The sequence below is a fragment of the Acinetobacter sp. B-6 genome, from assembly GCF_056930735.1.
The window spans coordinates 37,937-61,603 of sequence record NZ_JBXPBY010000018.1 but is presented as its reverse complement, the minus strand read 5'-3'; the positions used below and the strand labels follow the sequence as shown (position 1 = coordinate 61,603).

Below are 23,667 nucleotides of genomic sequence, written 5' to 3'. Positions count from 1 at the left end.
TGGCTTATTGTAAATAAAAACTCACAGAAAGACATACAGAAATTGTTAAAATTTTTATTTTTGTAACTGACATACTCAAAATTCATCTTCTTTTAATGAGAAAAATACAGATATTTAAATCAATCTAAATCTCCAATTTTACCCGTTTATCCTATTACAAAAGGGGGCAATTTGCCCCTTCTATAAAAAATTAAAAACACTTAAAAAGGAACGCGCTTATAATCACGATAAGTTGGTTTCCAAAAGTTCTGTTCAATACTTTCGAGTAATTGCTCATCACTCATTACCGTCGCAACACCATCTTGCATTGCTGCTTGAGCAACTTTAAATGCAATAATTTTAGAAACTTTCTGCAATTCGTTTAAATCAGGTAATAAGTCCGCATGGATATCGTTTAACTTCGGTGAGCAATCTGCCAAAGCGGAACTTGATGCCATCAGCATATTGTCTGTCACACGTGTTGCTTGAACAGCCACAACACCTAAACCAATACCTGGGAAAATATAAGAGTTATTGCATTGTGAAATATTAAAGGTTTCTCCATGATAATTCACTGGCGCAAACGGGCTACCTGTTGCAATTAATGCTTTACCTTCTGTCCATTGGATAATATCAGCAGGCACAGCTTCTACACGTGAAGTTGGGTTCGATAAAGGCAACACAATTGGATATTCACAATTTTCAGCCATGGTTTTAATGATTTCTTCTGTAAATAAGCCCGGTTGACCTGATACACCAATCAATACCGTTGGTTTGGCATTTTTAACGACATCCAGTAGAGAAATAATTTCTTCTGGATTGCCCCAATGTGCAACATCATCAGGCTTTTGTGCAAGCTTACGCTGGAAATCAAGTAGGTTTGGCTGATTTTCTGTGATGAGACCAAAACGATCGACCATAAATACTTGTGCACGCGCTTCAGCATCAGTTAAACCTTCCGCCACCATTTGCGCAATGATCTGTTCTGCAATACCACAACCTGCTGAACCTGCACCCAAGAAAGTCACTTTTTGATCTTTCAATTGTTTGCCTGCCGCACGGCTTGCCGCAATCAGTGTTCCTACACATACTGCTGCTGTACCTTGAATATCGTCATTAAAGCAACAAATCTTATCACGATATTTTTCTAATAAAGGCATGGCATTTTTTTGTGCAAAATCTTCAAACTGAATCAAAGCTTTTGGCCAACGACGTTTTACCGCAGCAATGACTTCATCGACAAACTCATAGTATTCGTCACCACTGACACGTGGTTGTGACCATCCCATATAGATTGGATCATTGAGTAATTGTTGATTATTGGTTCCCACATCTATTGTGATTGGCAAAGTATATGCAGGGCTAATACCACCACAAGCGGTATAAAGTGATAATTTTCCGATTGGAATCCCCATACCACCAATACCTTGGTCACCTAAACCAAGAATACGTTCACCATCTGTTATCACAATCACTTTAACATTCTTACGATTAACGTTATGGATGATCTCATCAATATATTTACGATCAGGGTATGAAATAAATACGCCACGATGACGTCGATAAATATCCGAAAAACGCTGACATGCCTCACCCACTGTTGGGGTATAAATAATCGGCATCATTTCACTTAAATGATTTTCAATCAGGTGGTAAAAAAGTGTTTCGTTGGTGTCTTGGATATTTCGTAAATAAATATGCTTATTGATTGCTTCACTGAAAGAACAATACTGCTGATAAGAACGTTGACTTTGTTCCTCGATACTTTCAATCACATGAGGAATCAAACCATGTAAGTTAAACTGGGTTCTTTCTTCCTCTGTGAAAGCTGAACCTTTGTTGAGTAATGGCAGTTCTAGTAAGGCATTGCCTGCGTAATGAATATATAGAGGATATTTTTTCAAGGTTTCCGTTGGCATTTCCATTCTCATTGAAGCAGTCATTCTGCTTCTATCTTTTGCTAAGCTACGACTTTGGTCGCATACAAGCTTAAGCCTATTTTTCGCTAAATGGGTATTTAGATACGTGATAGTGATATTCAAAGTATTTTACAGAATGATAAATTATTCTCATTTTTTACAAATTCTTTAAATATTTAATACAATCTATTGTTTTTTATATCAATAACAAAGAATTAATCCAAATTTTAAAATCTATCGATTTCCAATGTCATTGAGCTACGATTGATTTTTTTCGTATTTCAATTTATTTTGTCCTTAATTGAATGAAGCAAAACCAATAACAATGAACACAAATATTTTTATACTTCTACTAAGCACTGCAGTCATCTGCACAGGTTGTCAAACAGCCAAAAAAGTATCTTCTGGTGTTTCCAAAACCACTGAAAAAGTGAAAAGCTTGGTTGGTCTGGGCGAAGCAAAAGTTCCTGAAGTTGATAAACAAGGCGTAGTCGATGTCAGTAAAGCAACCTTAGAAAAGCTTGAACAAATGAAACTCAATATGCCCACTGGACAATGGGTCTATATTGAAAACGATTTACAAGGAATTTATACCCTACAAAACAAATCTGCTGACGGCAATATTTTGTATTTACGTCTAAACTGCAAAATTCCTTCGCAAAAATCTGGATTTAGTATTGAAGATAAAGATGCTAAGGAATTACTTAAAGCACATGATCCCCAAGCAGGACAAGTTCAGTTTTTAATCGACAATAAAAATTATGGCAATCCTTTTGATCTGGTCAATGCGAAAAAAATGCCAAGTTTCCAAGCTGCGCTCAGTAAGGCTAAAGTGATTAAGATTTTTAATAATTCTAAACTTTACACCTTTAACAATGGTCATGCTGAATTGCTCAGCAAACCTGTTAGTTGCATGTAAGCATCCGACTAAATTATTTAGGCATATCCACAAAAACAGCTGTGAGTCGACGCACTAACGGCAAAACAACCAATACCACTGGATATGCCACGGCCCACGAAACCATCCATGCCGAAAACCATTTTGTCAAAAAACCATCCACTAGACCCACATTAATGAACATATTGATCAATGACACCATGCCACTCATTAAACAGGATAAGAAAAAAGGCATGATCCATGCAGCAAATTTTGCAGGGAGTTTTGGAATATTTCCGATAATCGTGGGAGGAATATTTGACATGAGGACTCAAAATTGAATAAACATGACAATTTTATGCTTTTCAGGTGGGTGAAACAATCAATCATTCCACATTACATCCAACACATTTTGCCACTTTGTTTCATTAGGTAAGCGCATCGCTCCATCGTAGAACATGGCTATGCTATTTAAAGCAGACGCTAAAGAAATGATTGTGTTTAAAGGCAGCCAAGTATCGTCGCCAATATCAAAAAATTTCGAATTCATTTGTTCATTACAAGTTAACCAAGATTCGCCTTGTTGTGCGGTAGGGATATTTTTGTCATAGCGCAAGATTAAGTGCTTGCTGTCAACAAACCAAAATAACAGAATGATTTGTCCTTGATTTGGAATATCCAGAGCAAAATAGCCTGAGTTTGAAAATTCAAGATTTTGCGCTTGGACTTGACTAAACAACCGAATAATTTGCTCTTTTTTCATTTTCTGATGATCAAATTGATCCAAAAAGCTCACAAACATCTTTTGTTATCCTTTTTTAAAGAAGATCTATCTAGGCTGTCAGTTGATCATATAAAGCTCGAGAATAGATCAAATATCTCAGGCTACGATCTTTCTGATTGAATAAGTTTTATTCTATACAAATGCATTCACCTAAAAGGCTCAAAATTTGCTATATTTAGCGTTTTTCTGCGACATTTATTTCTCTATAGATTATGAATACGGCCATACAAGCAGCTCTTGATCATGCAGTGCAATCCCTACAAGCTGAAGGGACTCTTCCATCTGACTGGAAAAACACAAGTGTTTTAACGCGAACCAAGGACCGAAGCCACGGTGATTTCGCATCAAACATTGCCATGATGGGTGCAAAAGTTGCGGGTATGAAACCACGTGATCTTGCTGAGAAAATTTTAGCAAAGCTCCCAGAAGTGGTAGATATAGCAAAAGCTGAAATTGCAGGACCTGGTTTTATCAACTTCTTCCTCAATGCAGATCAACGCTTTGCTGTACTTGATCAAATTCAAGCACAAAAAGATCTGTTTGGTAAAACCCAAGCCAATGCAGCTAAAAAGATTCAAGTTGAATTCGTTTCTGCCAACCCAACGTCTAGCCTGCATGTGGGTCATGGTCGTGGTGCAGCTTACGGGATGACTGTTGCTACATTACTCGAAGCAACGGGTGCTAAAGTTGATCGTGAATATTATGTCAACGATGCAGGACGTCAAATGGACATCCTTGCGACCTCTACTTATTTACGTTACTTAGAATTGACTGGGCAAACTTTAGTTTTCCCAAAAAATGCCTATCAAGGCGATTACGTTAAAGAAATTGCTCAAAGCATTATCGATAAAGACGGTAATGCTTATGTGCGTGATGTTGCTGATATCTATAAAGATGTTCCAGAAGACGTTCAATACGCTGAGGAGTTGGATGCAGATGGCAATAAAGTTGTGCTTTCAGGCGATAAAGAAAAGCATATCGATGGCTTGATTCATAACTCACAAACATTGGTTGGTGAAGGCTATCGTGTGTTCCATCAAGCTGCATTACATGCCATTTTAGATGACATTAAAGATGACCTTGGTGAGTTCGGTGTTACTTTCAATCAGTGGTTTAGTGAAGCATCGTTGACTGATAAAATTGACGAAGCCCTACAAACTTTAGATCAACGTGGCTATCTTTATGAAAAAGATGGCAACATCTGGTTTAAATCGACTGAATTTGGTGATGAAAAAGATCGTGTTGTAAAACGTCGTAATGGGCAAACCACGTATTTTGCCTCTGACATTGCTTATCATTTGAATAAATTACAACGTGGTTATACTGACCTAATTGATATTTGGGGCTCAGACCACCACGGTTACATTTCACGTGTAAAAGCAGCCATTGATGCAATGGGTTATGACTCATCAAAACTCACCGTGTTATTGGTCCAGTTTGTAAGCTTATGGCGCGGTGGTGAGATGGTACAAATGTCATCTCGCTCTGGTCAATTTGTGACTTTACGAGATCTTCGTAAAGAAGTTGGAAATGATGCAGCACGTTTCTATTATGTTATGCGCAAATCTGAACAACACATTGATTTTGACTTAGATTTGGCTGTATCACAAAGCAAAGACAATGCGGTGTATTATATTCAATATGCACATGCTCGTATTTGCCGTATGTTAGAAAAAGCGGCAACAACAAATATTCAATTTGATCCTGAAAGTGCGCGTCAATTTGCTGCAAAATTAGAACTTGAAGCAGAGGCTGAGATTTTAGCGAAACTTGCGGCATACCCTGAAGTGATTATTCGTGCAGCAAACAATTATGAACCGCATCAAGTGGGTAACTACTTGAAAGAACTTGCAGCTTTATTTCATGGTTGGTACAACGAGAATAAAGTTTTAGGTGATGATGCTGAATTGACGCAAGCACGTTTATTGCTTTCTGCCAATGTTCAGCAAGTTCTTCGTAATGGTTTAGAACTGCTTGGTGTTTCTGCACCTGAAAGCATGTAAGTCAGCAATAAATCATTACTTTACATCGCGCTCAAGCGAAACTATGCTTGAACGCGATGTTAAACAATAAATAATAAGAGGATTTCTCGTGTTTGGAAAAACGCAACGCGGTGTGTCTGAAAGACCAACCAAACCTAAACAACCATTGATTCCTAAATGGTTAGGGATGCTTGTGGTCATTTTAATCGTGTTAAGTTTTGGTGTCGCTCTGATGCTCTGGAAACCGTGGGCGCCTGTTCAACCTCGAAATGAAATTACGTCTGAACATTATCAAGAAGATACCAACAAAGACTATCGCTTTTATGATTTGTTGCCACAACAACAAGTGACGCCGATTCCTGAACAAGCGGTTCCAGAGAATAAAAATCAGCAGCAACCCGTTATTGTTGAAGCACCTTCTCAAACTCAAACTGACAATGTTGATGTCGGTGTCAACGCTGAAAGAACAGCACCTGCTCAACCTGAATACATCTTACAAGTTCGTAGTTATGATGATCCCGATGCCGCAGATGCTCGACGTGCCGAAATCATTTTAAATGGTTTATCTGCTGATGTTGTACAAAGTACTGAGGGTGGCAAAACTTGGTATCGTGTGATTTCTGGTCCATATGAATCACAGAATGCCGCAGTCATCGCTCAGCAAACCTTACAACATAGTGGAATAGATTCGATTGTGGTTAAACGTTAATTGTTTTCTCTATCATTGAACTAAGCTATTTATTAAAAACAGGATGCATTGACATTCTGTTTTTAAATTCAAATTTTATCTATTCAATCTGTTTAAATTATTCGTCTATTTTTTACTCAAAAAAATATAATTCGACTAAATATTTACCCAAGTTGATCAAAATTAGAGTAATCTACCTCCCGCAATACATTACCCATGTATCCGCAGAGAGATCAAAAGTCACCAATACTTTTGATTTGCTGTCCTGTAGTTGGCGTGACGATCAAATCCGAATATTACAGGGCGCTCCGAGCTTAACATGGGTAAACGTCTATTTTTCTCATGAACTTATCTAACGATCATCATTCCTCTCTTTCATAAAAAAATCTTCATCTAAACTTCACTTAAAATTCATTCGCCTAAATATTTCAATTTCAGTACACTCAACACGAGATGATAAATATTTAATTGCAATGAATCATAAAAAGCAGATTTTATGCGTTGAAGATGATGCGGCGATACTTATGCCATTACGCTATGCACTTGAGCGTGAAGAGTGGCAAGTCACTTGGGCAAACTCTGGTCTCCAAGCTATTGATTATATTCAACAACAAGCCTTCGACTTTATTATTTTAGATATTGGTTTACCAGATTTAAATGGCTTTGATGTGTGTAAAAGAATTCGCCATTTCAACCACACACCGCTGTTGTTTTTGACAGCACGTGATGACGAAATTGATCGAATTATTGGTTTAGAGATTGGCGCAGATGACTATTGCACTAAACCGTTTAGCTCAAGAGAAATTGTCTCCAGAATTAAAGCCATTTGGCGCAGAATGGAGATTCAAAATCAGCTCCAACAAAATACTCCAATAACGCAACATTTAATATCTAAACATTCCCAAACATGGCAATGCAATGATGAGTCTTTCCAGATTCAATACTTAGGCACCATACTGCAATTAACACGTTATGAATATCGTTTACTCAAACTGTTGATTCAACATCCTGAACAAGTATTTAGCCGACAACAATTGATGGATCAAGTTTGGGAACATCCGGAGCATAGCTTAGATCGAACTGTTGACACTCATATCAAGAGTATACGCAATAAACTCAAACAAATATCTGCTGAACAAGATCCAATTGAAACTCACCGTGGCTTCGGCTATAGCCTGAAAAGGCTGGACTAAAGCATGTCGATATTTATCCGTATTTGGTTCTTCTTCGGGTTAATTATCTTGCTCGGTTTATGGTTTATGTCTTATACCTTTAATCAACAAGTAAAACCCAATGTACGACAGGTTGTCGAAGATACACTTGCGGAAAATGCCAATATTATTGCCATGCTGGTTGCAGAAGATGTTTATGAAAATAAGGTTGGAACTGTCCAGTTTGATGAGAAAATTCAAAATGCGCTCAATCGAAAAATCAACGCCAATATTTGGCAACACAATAAGAATGAAATCAATCAACAAATTTATATCACTGATCAAAAAGGCATAGTGATTTATGATTCACAAGGCATTGCAACAGGACAAGACTATTCAAAATGGAATGATGTCTACCTGACATTAAGAGGCAAATATGGTGTTCGTTCAACCCGAAGTTATGAGGAAGATAGTAACAGTAGCACCATGTTTATTGCTGCACCTATCTATTATCAAATTGATCAACAACAAAAGCTGATTGGAGTGGTCAGCATCGGAAAGCCCAATATATCCGTACAACCTTACATCCAACGTGCTGAAAATCAACTGATCCGCCAAGCCATATGGATTACGTTGTTGAGTTTATTTTTAGCCAGCCTAGTGGCTTATTGGCTTAAACATAGTATTGATCGTGTGCGTAAGTATGCTCAAGCGCTGGCACCTGTCAACCGAACTCCGCATTTTCGATCCGCCAAAGAACTCAATCAAGTTGCTCAAGCCGTGGAAGATATGCGAGAAAAACTGGAAGATCGCGCTTATGTCGAGCACTACGTCAACACCCTGACACATGAGCTAAAAAGCCCTTTAACTGCGATCCAAGCCAGTGCTGAGTTGCTTAAAGAAGATTTGCCTTTAACTGATCAACAAAATTTTGCCACACATATTCATGAACAAAGCCAGCGTTTGCAGAGCTTGATTGACCGTATGCTGTTACTAACTCGCTTGGAAAAATCGAGGCATCAAATTGAGATTCAAAATTTTAATTTGTCTGAATTAATCCATCAGACTTTAGATCGGCACGCCAGTCAAATGCAGGCTAAAAAAATTCAATGTTTATTAGATATTGAAGCCAATTGTATGATTCATGCAGATCGTTTTTGGCTTCAACAAACGCTTGGCAATATTTTAGACAATGCTTTGGATTTTTCTCAGGATTCGGCAAAGATTCTGATTCAACTACATCGGCAAGCACATCAACATATTGAATTAAATATCTTTAATGAAGGTGTATGGATTCCTGACTATGCGCTTACACAGGTGTTTGATACATACTTTTCACTTCCTCGACCAATCAGCCAACAACGTAGTTCGGGTATTGGACTCAGTATTGTTCAGCAAGTCATTGAACAACATCATGGTCAGATTAACATTTTAAATATCGAGGAAAATCAGATTCCAATTCTGCAATCTCATCAACAAGGCGTATTGGTCAAGATTTTGCTTTAACCACAAAGATTTGAATATTCACCTAAACTTCACATAAAACACAAAGTCAGCTCAAACAAAACACATTTCGGCTTCGCATACTGAACCTAACAAAAACAACGGCTCAGGAACACCGTGATGCGATCCAATTTTCTCACCTTTAAAATTATTGCAATTGCCATTTTGATTGCGCTGTTTTGGATAGGTCTACTCTTCATTAGCACTTTGGTGTCAGAACGACAGGGATACCAACAAGCTTTTCTCAGAGAAATCTCACAAAACAACATCAGCCCACAAACTGTTATTTCACCTTATATTCGTGTGCCCTATACCGAAATCAAAACCTGTTTGGACGACAAAAAAGTCACTTATTCCTGTACAGAAGAACAATGGGTATACATCAGTGCAGACAGCACACAATGGACTGCTGATTTTAAGGTTTCTGATGATGACTATAAACGCACCATCTACCGAGCAATTAGCTATACTGCAAATTTAACCGCTAAAGGCACTTTTCAAAAGCCCACACTGGAGAATAAAGACTATCAATGGAATCGTGCTGAGATTATGTTTCCTGTGCATGATCCACGAGGTTTAGACACGCAACCCTCGTTAAAAATACTCAATAAGAATTATATTTTTGAAATGAGTCCCAAAGGCAGTGATGCTTCTGGTTTTGACTTTATGCGTATTTCTACAAAAAATTATCCTGAATTAATCAATGCGATTCAAAATGGTTTTTCTTTTGATTTAGCCACCAATATCACAGGTCTTGGCAAATTTAGCTTGGTTCCCACCAGCCGTAGTGTCAGTTATCAAGCCAAAGGCAACTGGGCGGACATCAAGTATTCAGGACAAAATTTACCCTTTGCTAAAACCAGTACCCATCAACAATTTACAGCACAATGGAAAAACATTGCACTGGGGCAGCAAAACATCAGCAAACTGATTGAATGTGACACCAGTGATTGCATTCGCCAATTCAGCCAAGGCTATTACACTCAAGAAAATGCCTATGACGTTGAGCAAAGTCAACGAATTGGCTTATCAACCGAATTTTTAGAATCCGTCAATGTTTATACTCAAACAGATCGAGCAATTAAATATGGTGTCGTGATTATCATCATTACCTTTGGTTGTTTCTTCTTATTTGAGGTGCTTAAAAGCCTTCGTATTCATCCAATTCAATATTCTTTGGTGGCAATCGCACAAGGTCTTTTCTTTGTTCTACTACTTTCTATCAGTGAATACTATGCCTTTGCATGGGCTTACTTTGTCGCAGGAGTTGCCTGTGTTGGTCTCATGACATGGTATTTGTTCTATGTGATGAAAGGTTTTAAAGCTGCTGCCTTATTCGGTGTGATCCTCAGTTCACTCTACGCTGTGATGTATCTGTTATTGCAGTCCTCAGGCAAGACCTTCTTGATCGGTTCGATCATTTCATTTGTATTACTCGCGGTCGTCATGTTCCTTACACGTCACATCGATTGGTATCAAATCAACAATAAGCCTGAGCGAGCGCTTAAATCCTACATTCCTCCTCAATCTTAATTGCCATGCAGTGAATGTCTGTTCATTCACTGCTTAATCATCATTTTAAATTCATCGAGATGGTCATGAATCTTTTTATTAAACAAAAAGCGCCAGAACAACTACAGCAACTTTGCCCTTTACAATCCTCAGTTGCGTTTTGCTTAAATCAATTACGCATCGCAAAAATTCAGTTTTTGAACTTAGGTAGCCTGATCATTTGCCCTGAATACGATTGTTTTATCGTTTTTAAACATAAAACTTTAATTCGCATAGATGCATTTACGCACTCATAACAAAGTTGGTTTGCAGATGCATCTTGATCACGTAAAATTTAGCCCATAAACAAGATTTGAGAGTGATCATGACTGTACAACGTTTGCATGTAGAAAAGCGCTTTTCTGAAATTGCGATTTCAGGCAATTTAGTCCATTTGGCAGGTCAATTGGCAACAGATTTAACCTTAGATATTAAAGGACAGACTCAGCAAACTTTAGATATGATTGACCGTTTTCTTGCAGATGCAGGAACAGACAAAAGCCACATCATGTCTGTGATGATCTTTTTGAAAGATATTGAAAATGATTATGCAGCAATGAATGAAGTTTGGGATGCTTGGTGTTCTGATATTGAAGCACTTCCAAGAACTTGTGTGGAAGCAAAACTTTATCGACCTGATGTTTTGGTGGAGATGACGGTAGTTGCGGTAAAACCTGAACCATTGTAGAAATTAATTTGAACATTTAAAAATGCATGCTGAGACATGCATTTTTTATTAACCATATACACGATTAGAATAAAGATCAAACTTCCCCAACAGTTGTTCCTCGAGCACGTGTGAATGACTCATTTCAGCGAACTCACTTAAAAAATCTTCACGCAAATCCTGATATTCAGGAATACCGAGATAACGAATCACTCTGTAGCCCGCAGATTGTAACAATGCATCTTTATAGGTATTTTGGTGAGCACGTTTAATTGCATTGATATCTTCTAAAGCAATCACAGCCAAAACTTTACAGTCTTTGTCCAATACAACAAAATCTGCAAACATTTGCTGATATTTACGACGTGTGTGTAAATATTTTGTTGTTAACAATGCATCAAAAGACACATGAGCCAAAATATTAGCTTCAGGTAAAATTTCTTTTAATCGAGTAAAAGTAATCTGTTCATGTGAATTAAATACTGCTCTTCTACGCAGAGCACTATCAACTTGCTGCTTATTTTTCAATCCTTTATAAGCAATCGCAATCACAGCGGCAAATAGTATCAAACTCGCAACAATCAATATGTCCATATTTCATTTCCTAATTCTTTATTATAATTTGGTCAAATAAGACCAGTTCTTGTGTATCTAAAGATACTTTTTTACTCTCAGTTCAACGTCACATATGAGATATAAATTTGCTTAATTTAAAAAATAACAACTCATATCACAGTTTTAAAATATTTGTTGAACTATTATTTATTTTCCTCATTTATTCCTACAAATAAATGAATTGATTTATGGCTTTTATACCTTGTATCTATTACGAATACAACTAAATCCGATAAAACTTTAGTTTGATTGTAGGACAATTAAAACCAGAATTTGTGTACTTTTCGTACACAAAATTTTTCAACAGTTTAAGCAAAGTTATCCACAGTTTTGTATTTTAATTATTCAATTCGAATTTAAAGAGGGTGGTATACACACTAGCTTCTATTAAGTAACTTTTTCTACAACTACATCAAGACCCGAAAGTTGTTTTAATTTTGATGTTAAATCATTAATAATAAATTCTTGAAATTCATTTGAAGTAGAGTTCTGAAAAGCAACCTCAATTCGATTATAACCTTCAAAACAATGATAGACCTGACGATTCAAGATACAAGCACAAGAAGGATATCGATCCATATAACCAGTAAATTCATAAAAATACATGTCTTTTACTGGACGATATAAATTTAGATATATCTTATAATCAGGCACATACCCATAATATTTGAAGATATCTTGCTTATACTCTTCAACAAATTCACTCGAATACAATTTTTCATCTTCCATTTTTAAAATTTTTTTAGAAATATCTAAAAATAATTCACCACTATCAGATGATGTAATTAACCAATGATGATACATTTCTTGTTTTTGTTTCAACCATGTCTTTGTTTTTAAATTAAAATACCAAACATATAAGTTTTTAATCGCTTTACCATTTTTGAGAATATTTCCGTCTCTCATTTCAATTAGGTCATGATTCCACATTTTTGTATGATGATTATGCAAACAAGGTGGCGATTCACCCAAAGCATCTATACATTCAATATCTTTCGTTTTTACATTCAGCTGATAAATTTCAGTGATATTTTTTTTCTGTCTCTCTCCTGAACCAAGACCACCAGTAATGTATACCAAATTCTTGTTTTTATCATAGACTGTATCATGATCATATACTGGTGGAAATTGCTCTTCAGGATAGTTCCAAAGCTCTATCTTTTTCAAACCATCAGCTTTAATACAAACATCATTATAAATTTTAAAATCAGGATTATAATAATCTTTATAATCATAACACTTCCAATCAGGGGCTGCTGTATTACCGCCTATATCAATAACATCTATGTCTTTATTAAAAATAGAAACATGAGAACTACCTAATCTACTATGTGCAGCAACCCAAAATGGCTCGTTGAGATCAATTTTTTGATTTTGTAGATACTCTTGTAACTCATGTACCCAGATAATATTACTTTTTATTAACCAATGAAAAACTTCACTTTTATTCAACTCTTTTGTTACAAGTTTTTTATGATTTATTGAATTTAAAGCATCTATATCTGTTTGAGTAAATTTCCATTCAGTAATCTTTTTTTGAATTTTTTCCTCATATGCTTTAAGTCTAATTACATATTCAGCTTCTGTGACTTTGTCATCTGCTTTATTTTGATTCATTTTTAAAAATTAAGAGCATAAACACCCTTGAAAGGAACCTTTACTATATCTTTTGCCTATATTTAAATCAATAAAAAGAGGGTGCTTTCGCACCCTCTTGAACACTCACTAAAACTTAAGCTCTACTTTTCGGCTTAGATTTTCCTTTACTGTTACCACCAAACGGTTTTTTACGATCCCCTGTTTCACGCGGTGGCAAACCTGTATGTTGTGTCAACACTTGCCCTTTTTGTGGGCGATTTGGCTGATTGGCATGTCGTGACTGAGTACGTGCAGTATTTTCACCCGTACGCTTTTGTGAATCACCTGCCAATGTTGAGTTCTTCTTACGTGCAGATTGATACTGACCATCCGTACCTTGCGGTTGATAGGTTGGGATCAAATGCTGTTTAGAGTTGCCAATCAAATCAGCACGCCCCATTTCACGTAAGGCATCACGTAATAAAGGCCAGTTATTTGGATCATGATAACGTAAGAATGCTTTATGTAAGCGACGACGCTTTTCACCTTTGACAATATCGACATTTTCAGTATAACGCGCCACCTTCGCCAACGGATTTTTGTTGGTATGGTACATGGTTGTCGCTGTTGCCATTGGTGATGGATAGAAAGTCTGAACCTGATCGGCACGGAAACCATTTTTCTTGAGCCAGATCGCCAGATTCATCATGTCATAATCTGTAGTTCCTGGATGCGCAGCAATAAAATAAGGAATAAGATATTGTTCTTTACCCGCTTCCTTACTAAAACGATCAAACATCTGCTTAAAGCGGTCATAAGTTCCGATTCCGGGTTTCATCATCTTCGACAATGGACCTTTTTCGGTATGCTCAGGGGCAATTTTCAAATACCCGCCCACATGATGTTGAACCAGCTCTTTGACATATTCAGGATTTAATACAGCAAGATCATAGCGTAAACCTGAACCAATCAGAATTTTTTTAATGCCTTTGATTGCACGGGCTTTGCGATATAACTGTGTTAGAGGCGCATGATCAGTATGTAAATTTTGACATACACCCGGATAAACACAGGAAGGTTTACGGCAATTTTTTTCAATTTCTGGATCTTTACAATGCAAACGGTACATATTTGCCGTTGGACCACCGAGATCAGAAATAATGCCTGTGAAGCCAGGTGCTGTATCACGAATCTTTTCGACTTCACGCAAAATTGATTCTTCTGAACGGTTTTGAATAATTCGCCCTTCATGCTCAGTAATTGAACAGAAAGTACAACCGCCAAAACAGCCACGCATAATATTCACGGAGAATTTAATCATGTCGAAGGCTGGGAAGCGTGCATTGCCATAAGCAGGATGTGGTAGACGTGCATAAGGCAAATCAAACACATAGTCCATTTCTTCAGTGGTCAATGGAATAGGTGGCGCATTCAGCCAAACATCACGTTCACCATGTTTTTGCACCAATGCTCGCGCATTTCCCGGATTGGTTTCCAAGTGTAAAATACGGTTTGCGTGTGCATACAACACAGGATCTTCTGCCACCTCTTCAAAAGCAGGTAAACGAATTACCGCCAACTCACGAGGCGGTAATTTATGTTTAATCGCCTTTGAAGCAGGCTGTAAACGTACAATTTGAGTATTTTCATCCAGATGATCGCCTTCACGTACCACAGGATTGGCAACCAATTCTTTTTGGAAATTTTGATATTGGCTTAAAGAATTGCCTTTATTCTGCTCAATCTCACATCCATCCAAATCTTCGGTCATCACATACGGGTTGATGATCGGATCAACTCGCCCAATTGAATCCACATCATTGGATGCAATTTCAACAAATTTGGCTTTTGAAGCACGGTTGCTCTTATTGACGATGAATGCTGTGCCACGAACATCGGTAATTTCATGAATTTTTTGACCTTTGGCAAGGCGATGCATCACTTCAACAATAGAGCGTTCACCATTACCATACATCAATAAATCCGCTTTGGAGTCCATCAACACTGAACGGCGGACTTTGTCTGACCAATAATCATAATGGGCGATACGGCGTAAAGACGCTTCGATGCCGCCCAATAATACTGGTACATCCGGAAATGCTTCACGACAACGTTGGCAATACACCGTTGCAGCACGATCGGGACGTTTATTCGGCACATTGTCTGGAGAATAAGCATCATCTGAACGAATCTTACGATCTGCTGTATAGCGATTGATCATCGAGTCCATATTGCCTGCTGTAACACCCCAAGCAATATTTGGTTTACCTAGAACTTTAAAGGCTTCGGCAGATGTCCAATCGGGTTGAGCAATAATGCCAACACGGAAACCTTGCGCTTCAAGTGTTCGACCAATAATCCCTGAGCAGAATGAAGGATGGTCAATATATGCATCCCCACACACTAAAATAAAGTCACAACTGTCCCAACCGAGTTGATCCATTTCTTCGCGAGACATAGGCAAAAAAGGTGCTGGTTCAAAGCACGATGCCCAATATTTGTCATAATCAAACAACGCAACAGGCGCTGTCTGAGCAGTATAAGCGGTCGACATGGTAAGTTTTCTCGATTGGCGGTTGGCGATCGGGAGAGATCTAAGATGAAAGCCAATCATTTTACCATGAATTTTGCTCATGTTGCTTGATTAAAAAGTAAACATTTTATTTTTAGCAGTGATTTCTCTATTTTCATTTCATTCAAATGTCGAAATGAAATGAATAAACTGTTTTAAATGAGGATCGTGAATCAATCAATAAAAGCTCAGGGCAATTTAGTTCGATTCAAGCTTTGTCGAATCTGAGTCAGTTTGCTTCTGCATTTGATTTAATTTTAGCGCGACCAATAACCCAATACCCAGTACAACAGTTATGCTTACGGTTAAACCCGACCAGCCATATTTTTCCCAAATCAAGCCACTACCACTGCCCAACAGGCTTGAACCGAGATAGTAGCAGAATAAATACAGCGAAGAACCGACTGCACGATATTGTAAAGACTGTATAGATACCCAACTGCTTGAGGTGGAATGTGCCGCAAAAAATGAAAAGGTGAAAATAAATAACCCAATTAACACAGTCCATAAAGATGGAATGAACATTATCCACAAACCTAGCGCCATACTACAAAACATGGCAATCAAAACTTTTGCACGTCCAAATCGACGGCTCCAGCCAGCTGCACGTGGTGAGCTATAAATACCTGATAAATAAGCGATCGAAATCAAGCCAATCCACGTCTGAGACAACTCAAAAGGTTTTTCTAAAAGATGATAGCTCATGTAATTAAACACAGTGACAAAGCAACCCATCAAAATGAAACCTTCGATAAATAGGAATCTTAATTTTGCATCAGAGAGGTTTTTCTTGAACGATTCGATAAAGCGAGAGAATTGAATCGGATAAGATTTAAAGTGTTTGGACGCAGGGAGTGCAACATAGAAAGTGATGGCGATCAATAAATTGAGTATGCCAATAATCATAGTAGCTGTTTGCCATGAAATATAATCCAGTAAAACGCCTGCGATTAAGCGCCCACTCATACCACCAATCGCAGTACCTGAAATATACAAACCCATTGCAAAGCCAACATCTTTTTGTGCGATTTCTTCGCCAATATAGGTCATCGCTACTGATGCAACTCCACTCACCGCCAGACCAATCAGCATTCGTGTGGCAAGGAAGATTTCCCAATACGGTAGTAATGAGCTAATTAATAATAGAGTGGCTGTTGAAAACAAAGAAATCGCCATGATCTGTTTACGACCATAACGATCTGAGATTAACCCTGCAAACAAAAGCCCCAAAGCCAATGTAATGGTGGAAAATGAAAGTGGGAAACTGCTATGTGTAGGGGTCACATGAAAGAATTTTGCCAAAAAAGGCATCATCGGCTGAACACAATACAATGATGAAAATACCGCAAACCCTGCTAGAAATAGTGACAGCAAAATCGCCAGAAAGGGACGAGTGCCATACTCAATATACGCTGTAGATTCAGATGCATCAGACATAGTTTTTCCTCATGTCTGATCAGTATACGCCTATTTTGAATAATTGATAAAAGTGAAAAAATTATCGGAGATTCATTCCTTGCTTAGCAAAGAATAAAATACCTATAACAAACTAAATTTTATAAAAATAAAACTTAAAAATGAATTTTAAAATATAAAAAAGAGCATATTTTTAATACACTCTTCTCATAATTTTAGAGACTTTTCTAATGTTCACTGAATCATCAGAACAACCTTAAACTTTTTTCTCTTCGATGTTCAGTGCATTGATTGCCAAGACAGCTTGAGTACGATTTTGTACGCCCAACTTACGGAATATTGCAGTCACATGCGCTTTAATCGTCGCTTCAGAAACATCCAGTTCATATGCGATTTGTTTATTCAGCAAACCTTCGGCAACCATCATTAAGACACGGAATTGCTGTGGCGTTAGAGATTGGATACGCTCTGCCAAAGCTGTTTCATCTGCAGCACGAGGGTCAAAATTCATATTCGCAGTCGGTAAATTTGGCGGCAACCAAATTTCGCCTTCTAATACTTGGCGAATTGCTTCCCCAATATGGCTTGGATGCGCAGACTTCGGAATATAACCCATTGCACCGTGCGCAATCGCACGCTGAATAATCGATGCTTCTTCGTGGGCTGATACCACAATAATTGGAATCGCAGGATACTGTGCACGAACATGGACCAATGCAGAGAAACCCGATGCGCCAGGTAAATTTAAATCCAATAAGACTAAATCTGGTTCAGGACCATTTTCCAAACGCTCGTAGAACTCATTAACAGCCGCAGTTTCACTGATTTGAGCTTGTGGCAAACTATAACGAACCGCCTGAATTAACGCATGGCGAAACAGTGGATGATCATCAACGATTAAAATATTCATAAGCGAAGTGAGAGATCTCTAGCACAGTTCTTTTATTCTAACCGCACTATTGCTATTTAAGATACGTTAATATTAACGAATTTTTGAATTATTTGTGTGCTTTAATGAGAATTCCCTACTCTTTTTCGGTTATTTCTCAAAATACAGATTTAAATATCACTTTTAAATATAAAATAAACATCTAAAAATGAATTGCTTATCCAAATAAATAATATCAAATAAGTTCAGCAATTTAGACTATATCTTCCCCTTAAAATGAAGCGTTTTTCTGTATATCTCAAAAACTGATAACCAATCTGTTTTTCATTATTTTACCAATCTCACTGAATATAGATAAATAAATGGCATTCCGAGATTCAATTTATTAGGTTGCCAACATGTCTATTTATACTCAACAAAAACCCTTAAATATTGTTGCTGTATCAGGGGGCTTAAATAACCCTTCAAAAACAGAAAGTTTAGTTCAAGCCATTTTAGATGAGCTCGGTCAAGCAACTCCGATCAATGTGCATTTTATTAAATTCAGTGAAATTGGTCATTTACTGGGTGGTGCAATTTACCGTAACCAGCTTCCACAACGTGTACAAGATGATTTAGCAGCCGTCGAAGCAGCAGATGCCTTGATCGTGGGTACGCCTGTATACCGTGCGTCATTCACAGGTTTATTTAAACATTTCTTTGACTTTGTTGAACAAACAGCACTGGTGGATGTGCCGGTATTACTGGCTGCTTCAGGCGGAAGCGATCGCCATGCATTGGTATTGGAACATCAGCTTCGTCCATTATTTAGCTTTTTCCAAGCCCAAACCCTACCGATTGGCGTCTATGCAACCGATCGTGATTTCACGCCTGAATACACCATCAAGAGTGAACATATTCAAGATCGTATTACTTTGGCTGTTGCACGCGCATTGCCAATTTTGGAATGGGCTCCTGCAAAAGGGCAACGTGCTGAGGTTGTCAAAGCTAAGACGGAACAAGCCAATCAAAACTTAGGGATTAACAAACAAATCGAGCAAGATGAGGTACTGCCTTCAGCTGCAATCCCAAACTTGGATGCAGCAGAAAACCGTCTTCATGCAAAATCCAAATCACCACAATCACAGGTTGCTTAATTGCAACCTCGTAGTCGCAGATAATAAAAAATAGAGGGTCATGTTATGTCACAGTTTTCATCACACCATAATCCAGCCATTAAGTTTGCATATTGGGTGCCCAATGTCAGCGGTGGTTTAGTGGTCAGTAATATTGAACAACGTACCGACTGGAGCTATGACTATAATGTCCGCTTAGCACAAGCGGCTGAAAAAAGTGGTTTCGAATATGCCCTCACCCAAATTCGTTTCACCGCAGGCTATGGCGCTGAAAATCAACATGAGTCTGTAAGTTTTAGCCATGCTTTATTGGCGAAGACAGATAAGTTAAAAGTGATTGCAGCCATCCTGCCTGGTCCTTGGAAGCCTGTTTTGGCGGCCAAACAATTGGCAACGATCGACTATCTGACCAATGGTCGTATTGCCATTAATGTGGTGAGTGGTTGGTTTCGTGGTGAGTTTGATGCCATCGGTGAACCATGGCCTGAACATGATGAGCGCTATGTCCGTTCTGAAGAATTTATTCGAACTTTAAAAGGAATATGGACTACAGATAACTATAGTTTCGATGGCAAATATTATCAGTTTAAAGACTACACTTTAAAACCAAAACCTTTGCAAAAACCGCATATTGAAGTGTTTCAGGGAGGAAGTTCTCGTGCAGCACGTGATATGGCATCTCGTGTATCTGATTGGTATTTTACCAATGGCAATACTCCTGAAGAATTAAAAAAGCAAATTGATGATATTCGAGAAAAAGCCAAGCTGAATGGTCATTCAGTAAAAATTGGGGTGAATGCTTTTATTATTGCCCGTGATACAGAGCAAGAAGCCAAAGCAGTGTTACAAGAAATTATTGATCAAGCCAATGTTGAAGCAGTCAATGCTTTTGGTGATGCAACACGTGAAGCAGGTGCCGCCTCTAAAGAGGGCGAAGGTAACTGGGCAAAATCAACTTTTGAAGACTTGGTGCAATATAACGATGGCTTTAAGACCAATTTGATTGGCACACCGCAACAGATTGCTGAACGAATCGTTGAGTTAAAAAGTGTGGGCGTCGACCTCGTTCTTTCGGGCTTCTTACATTTTATTGAGGAAGTTGAATATTTTGGAGAAAAAGTGCTACCTTTGGTACGTCAACTAGAAGAAACTCAAAAAGCGCAAATTACTGCGAAATCAGCCTGATCATTTCTAGCGCCAGAGTTTGTGCCGTAGAAAACAACAATAAACAACTAAAACAAATTTTTGCAGCTTATCCCTCATGACTCGGCTTGAGGGATTTTTTTTGACATCGCTAAAGTTTCATGGTCGTTCAGTATGAACAGCCCAATCAGCTATAAAATATCGTTCTTCACCGATTGATTTGTTTTAATCATCTATTTTGCTTCAAGTATCTATATCGACATACATATACTCAACAAGCTTGATCTTGGAAAATCTCTAATCCACATTAAAATAATCTTTTTTTGCCTGTATAGATTGGAATAAGTGGTTATGGCTCTTTTAAAGAAAACAAAAACGATCTTTTACGTCCTGATCAGTAGCATGGGACTGACGACTTATGTAAATGCCAATCAGCAAATAACCACTGCGAAGGTTGAAAATGCAATGACTCAGGCATTTCAGCCCTTAATGCAAAAATATGCAGTACCCGGGATGGCAATTGGAGTACTGTACCAAGGCAAAAGTTATGAAAAATACTATGGTGTACAATCACTTGCTGACAAGAAATCAGTCAATAAAAGTACCCTGTTTGAATTAGGCTCTGTGAGTAAACTGTTTACTGCAACGGCTGGCAGTTATGCGCAAAGTTTATCTAAACTATCACTTCAAGACCATCCAGGAAAATATTTATCTGCATTAAAAAATTCAGAAATTAATAAAGTCACACTTTTGCAGTTGGCAACCTACACCACGGGTAATCTGCCATTACAATTTCCTGATCAAATCAAAACCGATGCACAAACGCTTAAATACTTTCAAGATTGGAAGGTCAATCAACCCGTTGGTCAATTTAGACAATATTCAAACCCCAGTATAGGGCTATTTGGCGAAGCTACAGCAAAAGCCATGAACATGCCGTTTAGCACATTATTAGAGCGAGTTCTCTTTCCTCAACTTCAGCTCCAACATAGTTATGTCAACGTCCCAAAAGCGCAGCAAACTAATTATGCTTTTGGCTATGATCAAAACAATCGCCCAATTCGAGTTAATCCGGGACCTTTCGATGCTCAAGCCTATGGGGTGAAATCAAACCTTCCTGATCTACTACAGTTCTTAAAATTGAACTTAAATCCAGATCAAGCGAAGGCATCCATTCGACCTGCAATTCAAGGAACGCATATCGGTTACTTTAAAATGGGAGGGATGACCCAAGCACTTGGATGGGAAACTTTCGACTATCCAGCAAGCTTAGAAACATTATTAGAAAGCAACTCTGACCGTGTGGTGATGCAATCAAACCCAGTTGAAAAAACACTGGTCAAATCAGGGGCAAGAGTATTCCATAAAACAGGATCAACAAATGGTTTTGGAACCTATCTGATTTATATTCCTGCGGAAAAATTTGGCTTGGTCATGCTGATGAATAAAAGAATTGCAAATGCCGAACGTATTCAAGCCGCTTATGAAGTATTGAATACCTTGAAACAGACATCTCATCCTTAACCTTTGTTGATTGTCGAAGTGAGGTACGCCATGTACCTCTCAGCGATTCAAAGCTTATGCTGTCTCAGCTTCTTACCTGTAGTCAATTTTTTGAAAAAAAATACAGTAAATATAATTTTTAGACCAATAAATTCAATATGATAAATATATTGTTTGATAATCTAAAGCTTGCAATGCCACGCTTTAGATCTATAGTTTAAATCGGTTTGCGTAGGCGATGCTTCACTTTTCAGAGATAAAAAGATGACAAAAATCTTTCGTTTAAAAGGGTTCTTGCGCTGCAAACAAAGCAGTGCTTTGTTTTTGCTCATATACCCCCGCTCAACATGGCGACATCCATGTCGCCTCACGATAGCAAGACTGTCTGAGAATCAAAAATACAAAAAACTGTTTATACAAAACTTTCAAAAATCCATATAAAAAGCATATGCTTGTTTGAAGATAAATCACTTGTATGAATAATCAGGTGGTTTGACTATATCTAAGTTTGGTCACATAGACAAATGAAATGGCTGAGCTTGCTCAAGAATAAAAACTAGGATTAGGGACTTTTCCTGTCAACACCCAGTCCCCAACCTCTTGATATTTATAGTCGATTGGATCATGTAAAGTTTGTGTGCGTACATTTCGCCAAAAACGGTCTAAATTCAATTGTGCTGTGGTTGCACGCGCACCCAAAACTTGAAAAATATTTTGGGTCACGAATAGTGAGCTATTCGTAGCAGCAATTTTTGCAGTCGCAATCGCGATTGACACCTGACCCCGTTGCTGTTCAGTTAAATCTTCACCAATATTCCAAGCCGCTTGCAATGCTTCAACTGCCTGCTCTATCAGTAAGCGTACGCTTTGTAGCTGGACATAAAAATCAGCAAAATGCTTTTGGATATACGGATCATGTATCGCTTGCTCAGCCAAAGATTTTGACCATGCTTTTTGTGTTTGTATCGATTGTCGAGCGACTTCAAATGCACCTTCTGCGACACCTAGGAAAAGATGCACAAAAATCAATTGAGCAATCAGTGGGCGTAAACTTGAATACGGCGTACTTAATGGTCCAGGATTTAAAAGCAACTCATCTTTATATACTTTCACTTGTTCAAAATGGCTAGTTCCACTGTCTGTCTGACGTTGTCCCATATTGTTCCAATCCCCTAAAAAGCTTACTCCTTCTCGTTGGGTTGGAATCACAGCAATCAGTAACTGATCAGCAGCATTAAAACCAGAACACAGTAAAATATCTGAATCTATAGAACCTGAACAGAAACTTTTATCACCATGAAAAATAAATTCCTGTTCAGACACTTGTTGAACAGTGGTTCGTTTATCTAAAGGATTGAGCGTGTTACCCCAAAACAAATGCTGCTGCGCAGTTTGCTCAAACCATTGCTGATATTGCTCAGGTTGGGCAAAGAGTTGAACGGTGGCGATTAATAAATGATGAAAAGCATAGACATGTGCTAAGGAACTATCGACTTGTGCGATGGTTTGAACCGTCTGAAAAATCGTCTTCCAATCTGCACCTTGCCCGCCATATTGTTGTGGGATAGACAGGCTCAATAAACCGCTTTTCCGAATCAAATCACGCTCAAACTTCGGATTGCCTCCTGCTTTGTCTCGCTCAGCTGCCGTTTGTGCAAATTGCTTTGCCAGTTCTTTGGCAACAGTTAAAGCAGAGGAACTCAAAGTCGATTGTGGTGCATTCATCATTTTAACT

20 protein-coding genes are annotated in these 23,667 nt (G+C 38.0%); 11 read left to right on the top strand and 9 right to left on the bottom strand.

Translation table 11 applies throughout. The annotated features are described in order from the left end of the window. Positions 1 to 200 precede the first annotated feature (200 nt). Positions 201 to 1,898, bottom strand: a complete 1,698-nt coding sequence (locus AC1Z3T_RS18600) for an NAD-dependent malic enzyme (RefSeq protein ID WP_005034606.1) — start codon at positions 1,896 to 1,898, stop codon at positions 201 to 203. 325 nt (positions 1,899 to 2,223) lie between these two features. Between AC1Z3T_RS18600 and AC1Z3T_RS18595 the strand changes: the two genes are divergently transcribed. Next, entirely contained in the window at positions 2,224 to 2,817 is a 594-nt protein-coding gene (locus AC1Z3T_RS18595; RefSeq protein WP_004832007.1) for a hypothetical protein, read from the top strand. 13 nt (positions 2,818 to 2,830) lie between these two features. On the opposite strand, the gene AC1Z3T_RS18590 is transcribed toward AC1Z3T_RS18595, so the two are convergent. Together AC1Z3T_RS18590 and AC1Z3T_RS18585 are read right to left on the bottom strand one after the other, a co-directional pair. After that, the gene (locus tag AC1Z3T_RS18590) at positions 2,831 to 3,100 is read right to left on the bottom strand and encodes a DUF2798 domain-containing protein (protein ID WP_058968579.1); all 270 of its coding nucleotides are present in this window, start codon (positions 3,098 to 3,100) and stop codon (positions 2,831 to 2,833) included. 57 nt (positions 3,101 to 3,157) lie between these two features. Further along, positions 3,158 to 3,577, bottom strand: coding sequence for a hypothetical protein (locus AC1Z3T_RS18585; protein WP_483396856.1), 420 nt, complete (start codon positions 3,575 to 3,577; stop codon positions 3,158 to 3,160). Between the two features lie 194 nt (positions 3,578 to 3,771). Between AC1Z3T_RS18585 and argS the strand changes: the two genes are divergently transcribed. The 7 genes from argS (at position 3,772) to AC1Z3T_RS18550 (ending at position 11,122) form a co-directional block, all read left to right on the top strand. Further along, complete coding sequence (argS, locus tag AC1Z3T_RS18580; RefSeq protein WP_200150050.1) at positions 3,772 to 5,562, top strand: arginine--tRNA ligase; 1,791 nt, start codon at positions 3,772 to 3,774, stop codon at positions 5,560 to 5,562. 88 nt (positions 5,563 to 5,650) lie between these two features. Further along, entirely contained in the window at positions 5,651 to 6,250 is a 600-nt protein-coding gene (locus tag AC1Z3T_RS18575) for an SPOR domain-containing protein (RefSeq protein ID WP_046759693.1), read from the top strand. 452 nt (positions 6,251 to 6,702) lie between these two features. Then, complete coding sequence (gene creB / locus AC1Z3T_RS18570) at positions 6,703 to 7,422, top strand: two-component system response regulator CreB (RefSeq protein WP_483396855.1); 720 nt, start codon at positions 6,703 to 6,705, stop codon at positions 7,420 to 7,422. A 3-nt stretch (positions 7,423 to 7,425) separates the two neighbouring features. Next, the gene (gene creC / locus AC1Z3T_RS18565) at positions 7,426 to 8,886 is read left to right on the top strand and encodes a two-component system sensor histidine kinase CreC (RefSeq protein ID WP_483396854.1); all 1,461 of its coding nucleotides are present in this window, start codon (positions 7,426 to 7,428) and stop codon (positions 8,884 to 8,886) included. A 117-nt stretch (positions 8,887 to 9,003) separates the two neighbouring features. After that, entirely contained in the window at positions 9,004 to 10,416 is a 1,413-nt protein-coding gene (creD, locus tag AC1Z3T_RS18560; RefSeq protein WP_483396853.1) for a cell envelope integrity protein CreD, read from the top strand. Positions 10,417 to 10,481: 65 nt separating this feature from the next. Further along, on the top strand, positions 10,482 to 10,691 hold the full coding sequence (locus AC1Z3T_RS18555; RefSeq protein ID WP_004832020.1) for a hypothetical protein: 210 nt from the start codon (positions 10,482 to 10,484) through the stop codon (positions 10,689 to 10,691). A 68-nt stretch (positions 10,692 to 10,759) separates the two neighbouring features. Next, positions 10,760 to 11,122: a RidA family protein gene (locus AC1Z3T_RS18550; RefSeq protein ID WP_151714180.1), complete on the top strand. Its 363-nt coding sequence runs from the start codon at positions 10,760 to 10,762 to the stop codon at positions 11,120 to 11,122. A gap of 48 nt (positions 11,123 to 11,170) precedes the next feature. Here the strand turns inward: AC1Z3T_RS18550 and AC1Z3T_RS18545 are convergent, their stop codons facing one another. The 5 genes from AC1Z3T_RS18545 to AC1Z3T_RS18525 all read right to left on the bottom strand — a co-directional run bounded on the left by AC1Z3T_RS18545 (position 11,171) and on the right by AC1Z3T_RS18525 (position 18,192). Further along, positions 11,171 to 11,695: a DUF2726 domain-containing protein gene (locus AC1Z3T_RS18545; protein WP_004832023.1), complete on the bottom strand. Its 525-nt coding sequence runs from the start codon at positions 11,693 to 11,695 to the stop codon at positions 11,171 to 11,173. A 408-nt stretch (positions 11,696 to 12,103) separates the two neighbouring features. Next, positions 12,104 to 13,333 carry a hypothetical protein gene (locus AC1Z3T_RS18540; protein ID WP_335957147.1) on the bottom strand — a complete coding sequence of 410 codons (1,230 nt, stop codon included), beginning with the start codon at positions 13,331 to 13,333 and terminating at the stop codon, positions 12,104 to 12,106. A 115-nt stretch (positions 13,334 to 13,448) separates the two neighbouring features. Then, positions 13,449 to 15,848: a YgiQ family radical SAM protein gene (locus AC1Z3T_RS18535; protein ID WP_005034622.1), complete on the bottom strand. Its 2,400-nt coding sequence runs from the start codon at positions 15,846 to 15,848 to the stop codon at positions 13,449 to 13,451. A gap of 216 nt (positions 15,849 to 16,064) precedes the next feature. Further along, entirely contained in the window at positions 16,065 to 17,303 is a 1,239-nt protein-coding gene (locus AC1Z3T_RS18530; RefSeq protein ID WP_483396851.1) for an MFS transporter, read from the bottom strand. Between the two features lie 235 nt (positions 17,304 to 17,538). After that, a complete protein-coding gene (locus AC1Z3T_RS18525; protein WP_004832028.1) occupies positions 17,539 to 18,192 on the bottom strand; it encodes a response regulator in 654 nt (217 codons plus the stop codon). 377 nt (positions 18,193 to 18,569) lie between these two features. On the opposite strand from AC1Z3T_RS18525, the gene msuE reads away from it, so the two are divergent. From msuE to ampC, 3 genes are all read left to right on the top strand, one after another. Continuing rightward, positions 18,570 to 19,307, top strand: a complete 738-nt coding sequence (msuE, locus tag AC1Z3T_RS18520) for an FMN reductase (protein WP_004832030.1) — start codon at positions 18,570 to 18,572, stop codon at positions 19,305 to 19,307. 45 nt (positions 19,308 to 19,352) lie between these two features. Beyond that, entirely contained in the window at positions 19,353 to 20,471 is a 1,119-nt protein-coding gene (gene sfnG, locus AC1Z3T_RS18515) for a dimethylsulfone monooxygenase SfnG (protein WP_005034627.1), read from the top strand. 309 nt (positions 20,472 to 20,780) lie between these two features. Continuing rightward, positions 20,781 to 21,953, top strand: coding sequence for a class C beta-lactamase (gene ampC, locus AC1Z3T_RS18510; RefSeq protein WP_151824134.1), 1,173 nt, complete (start codon positions 20,781 to 20,783; stop codon positions 21,951 to 21,953). Between the two features lie 522 nt (positions 21,954 to 22,475). Here ampC and AC1Z3T_RS18505 read toward each other — a convergent pair. Further along, on the bottom strand, positions 22,476 to 23,660 hold the full coding sequence (locus AC1Z3T_RS18505; protein ID WP_151824133.1) for an acyl-CoA dehydrogenase family protein: 1,185 nt from the start codon (positions 23,658 to 23,660) through the stop codon (positions 22,476 to 22,478). Between the last annotated feature and the right edge of the window lie 7 nt (positions 23,661 to 23,667).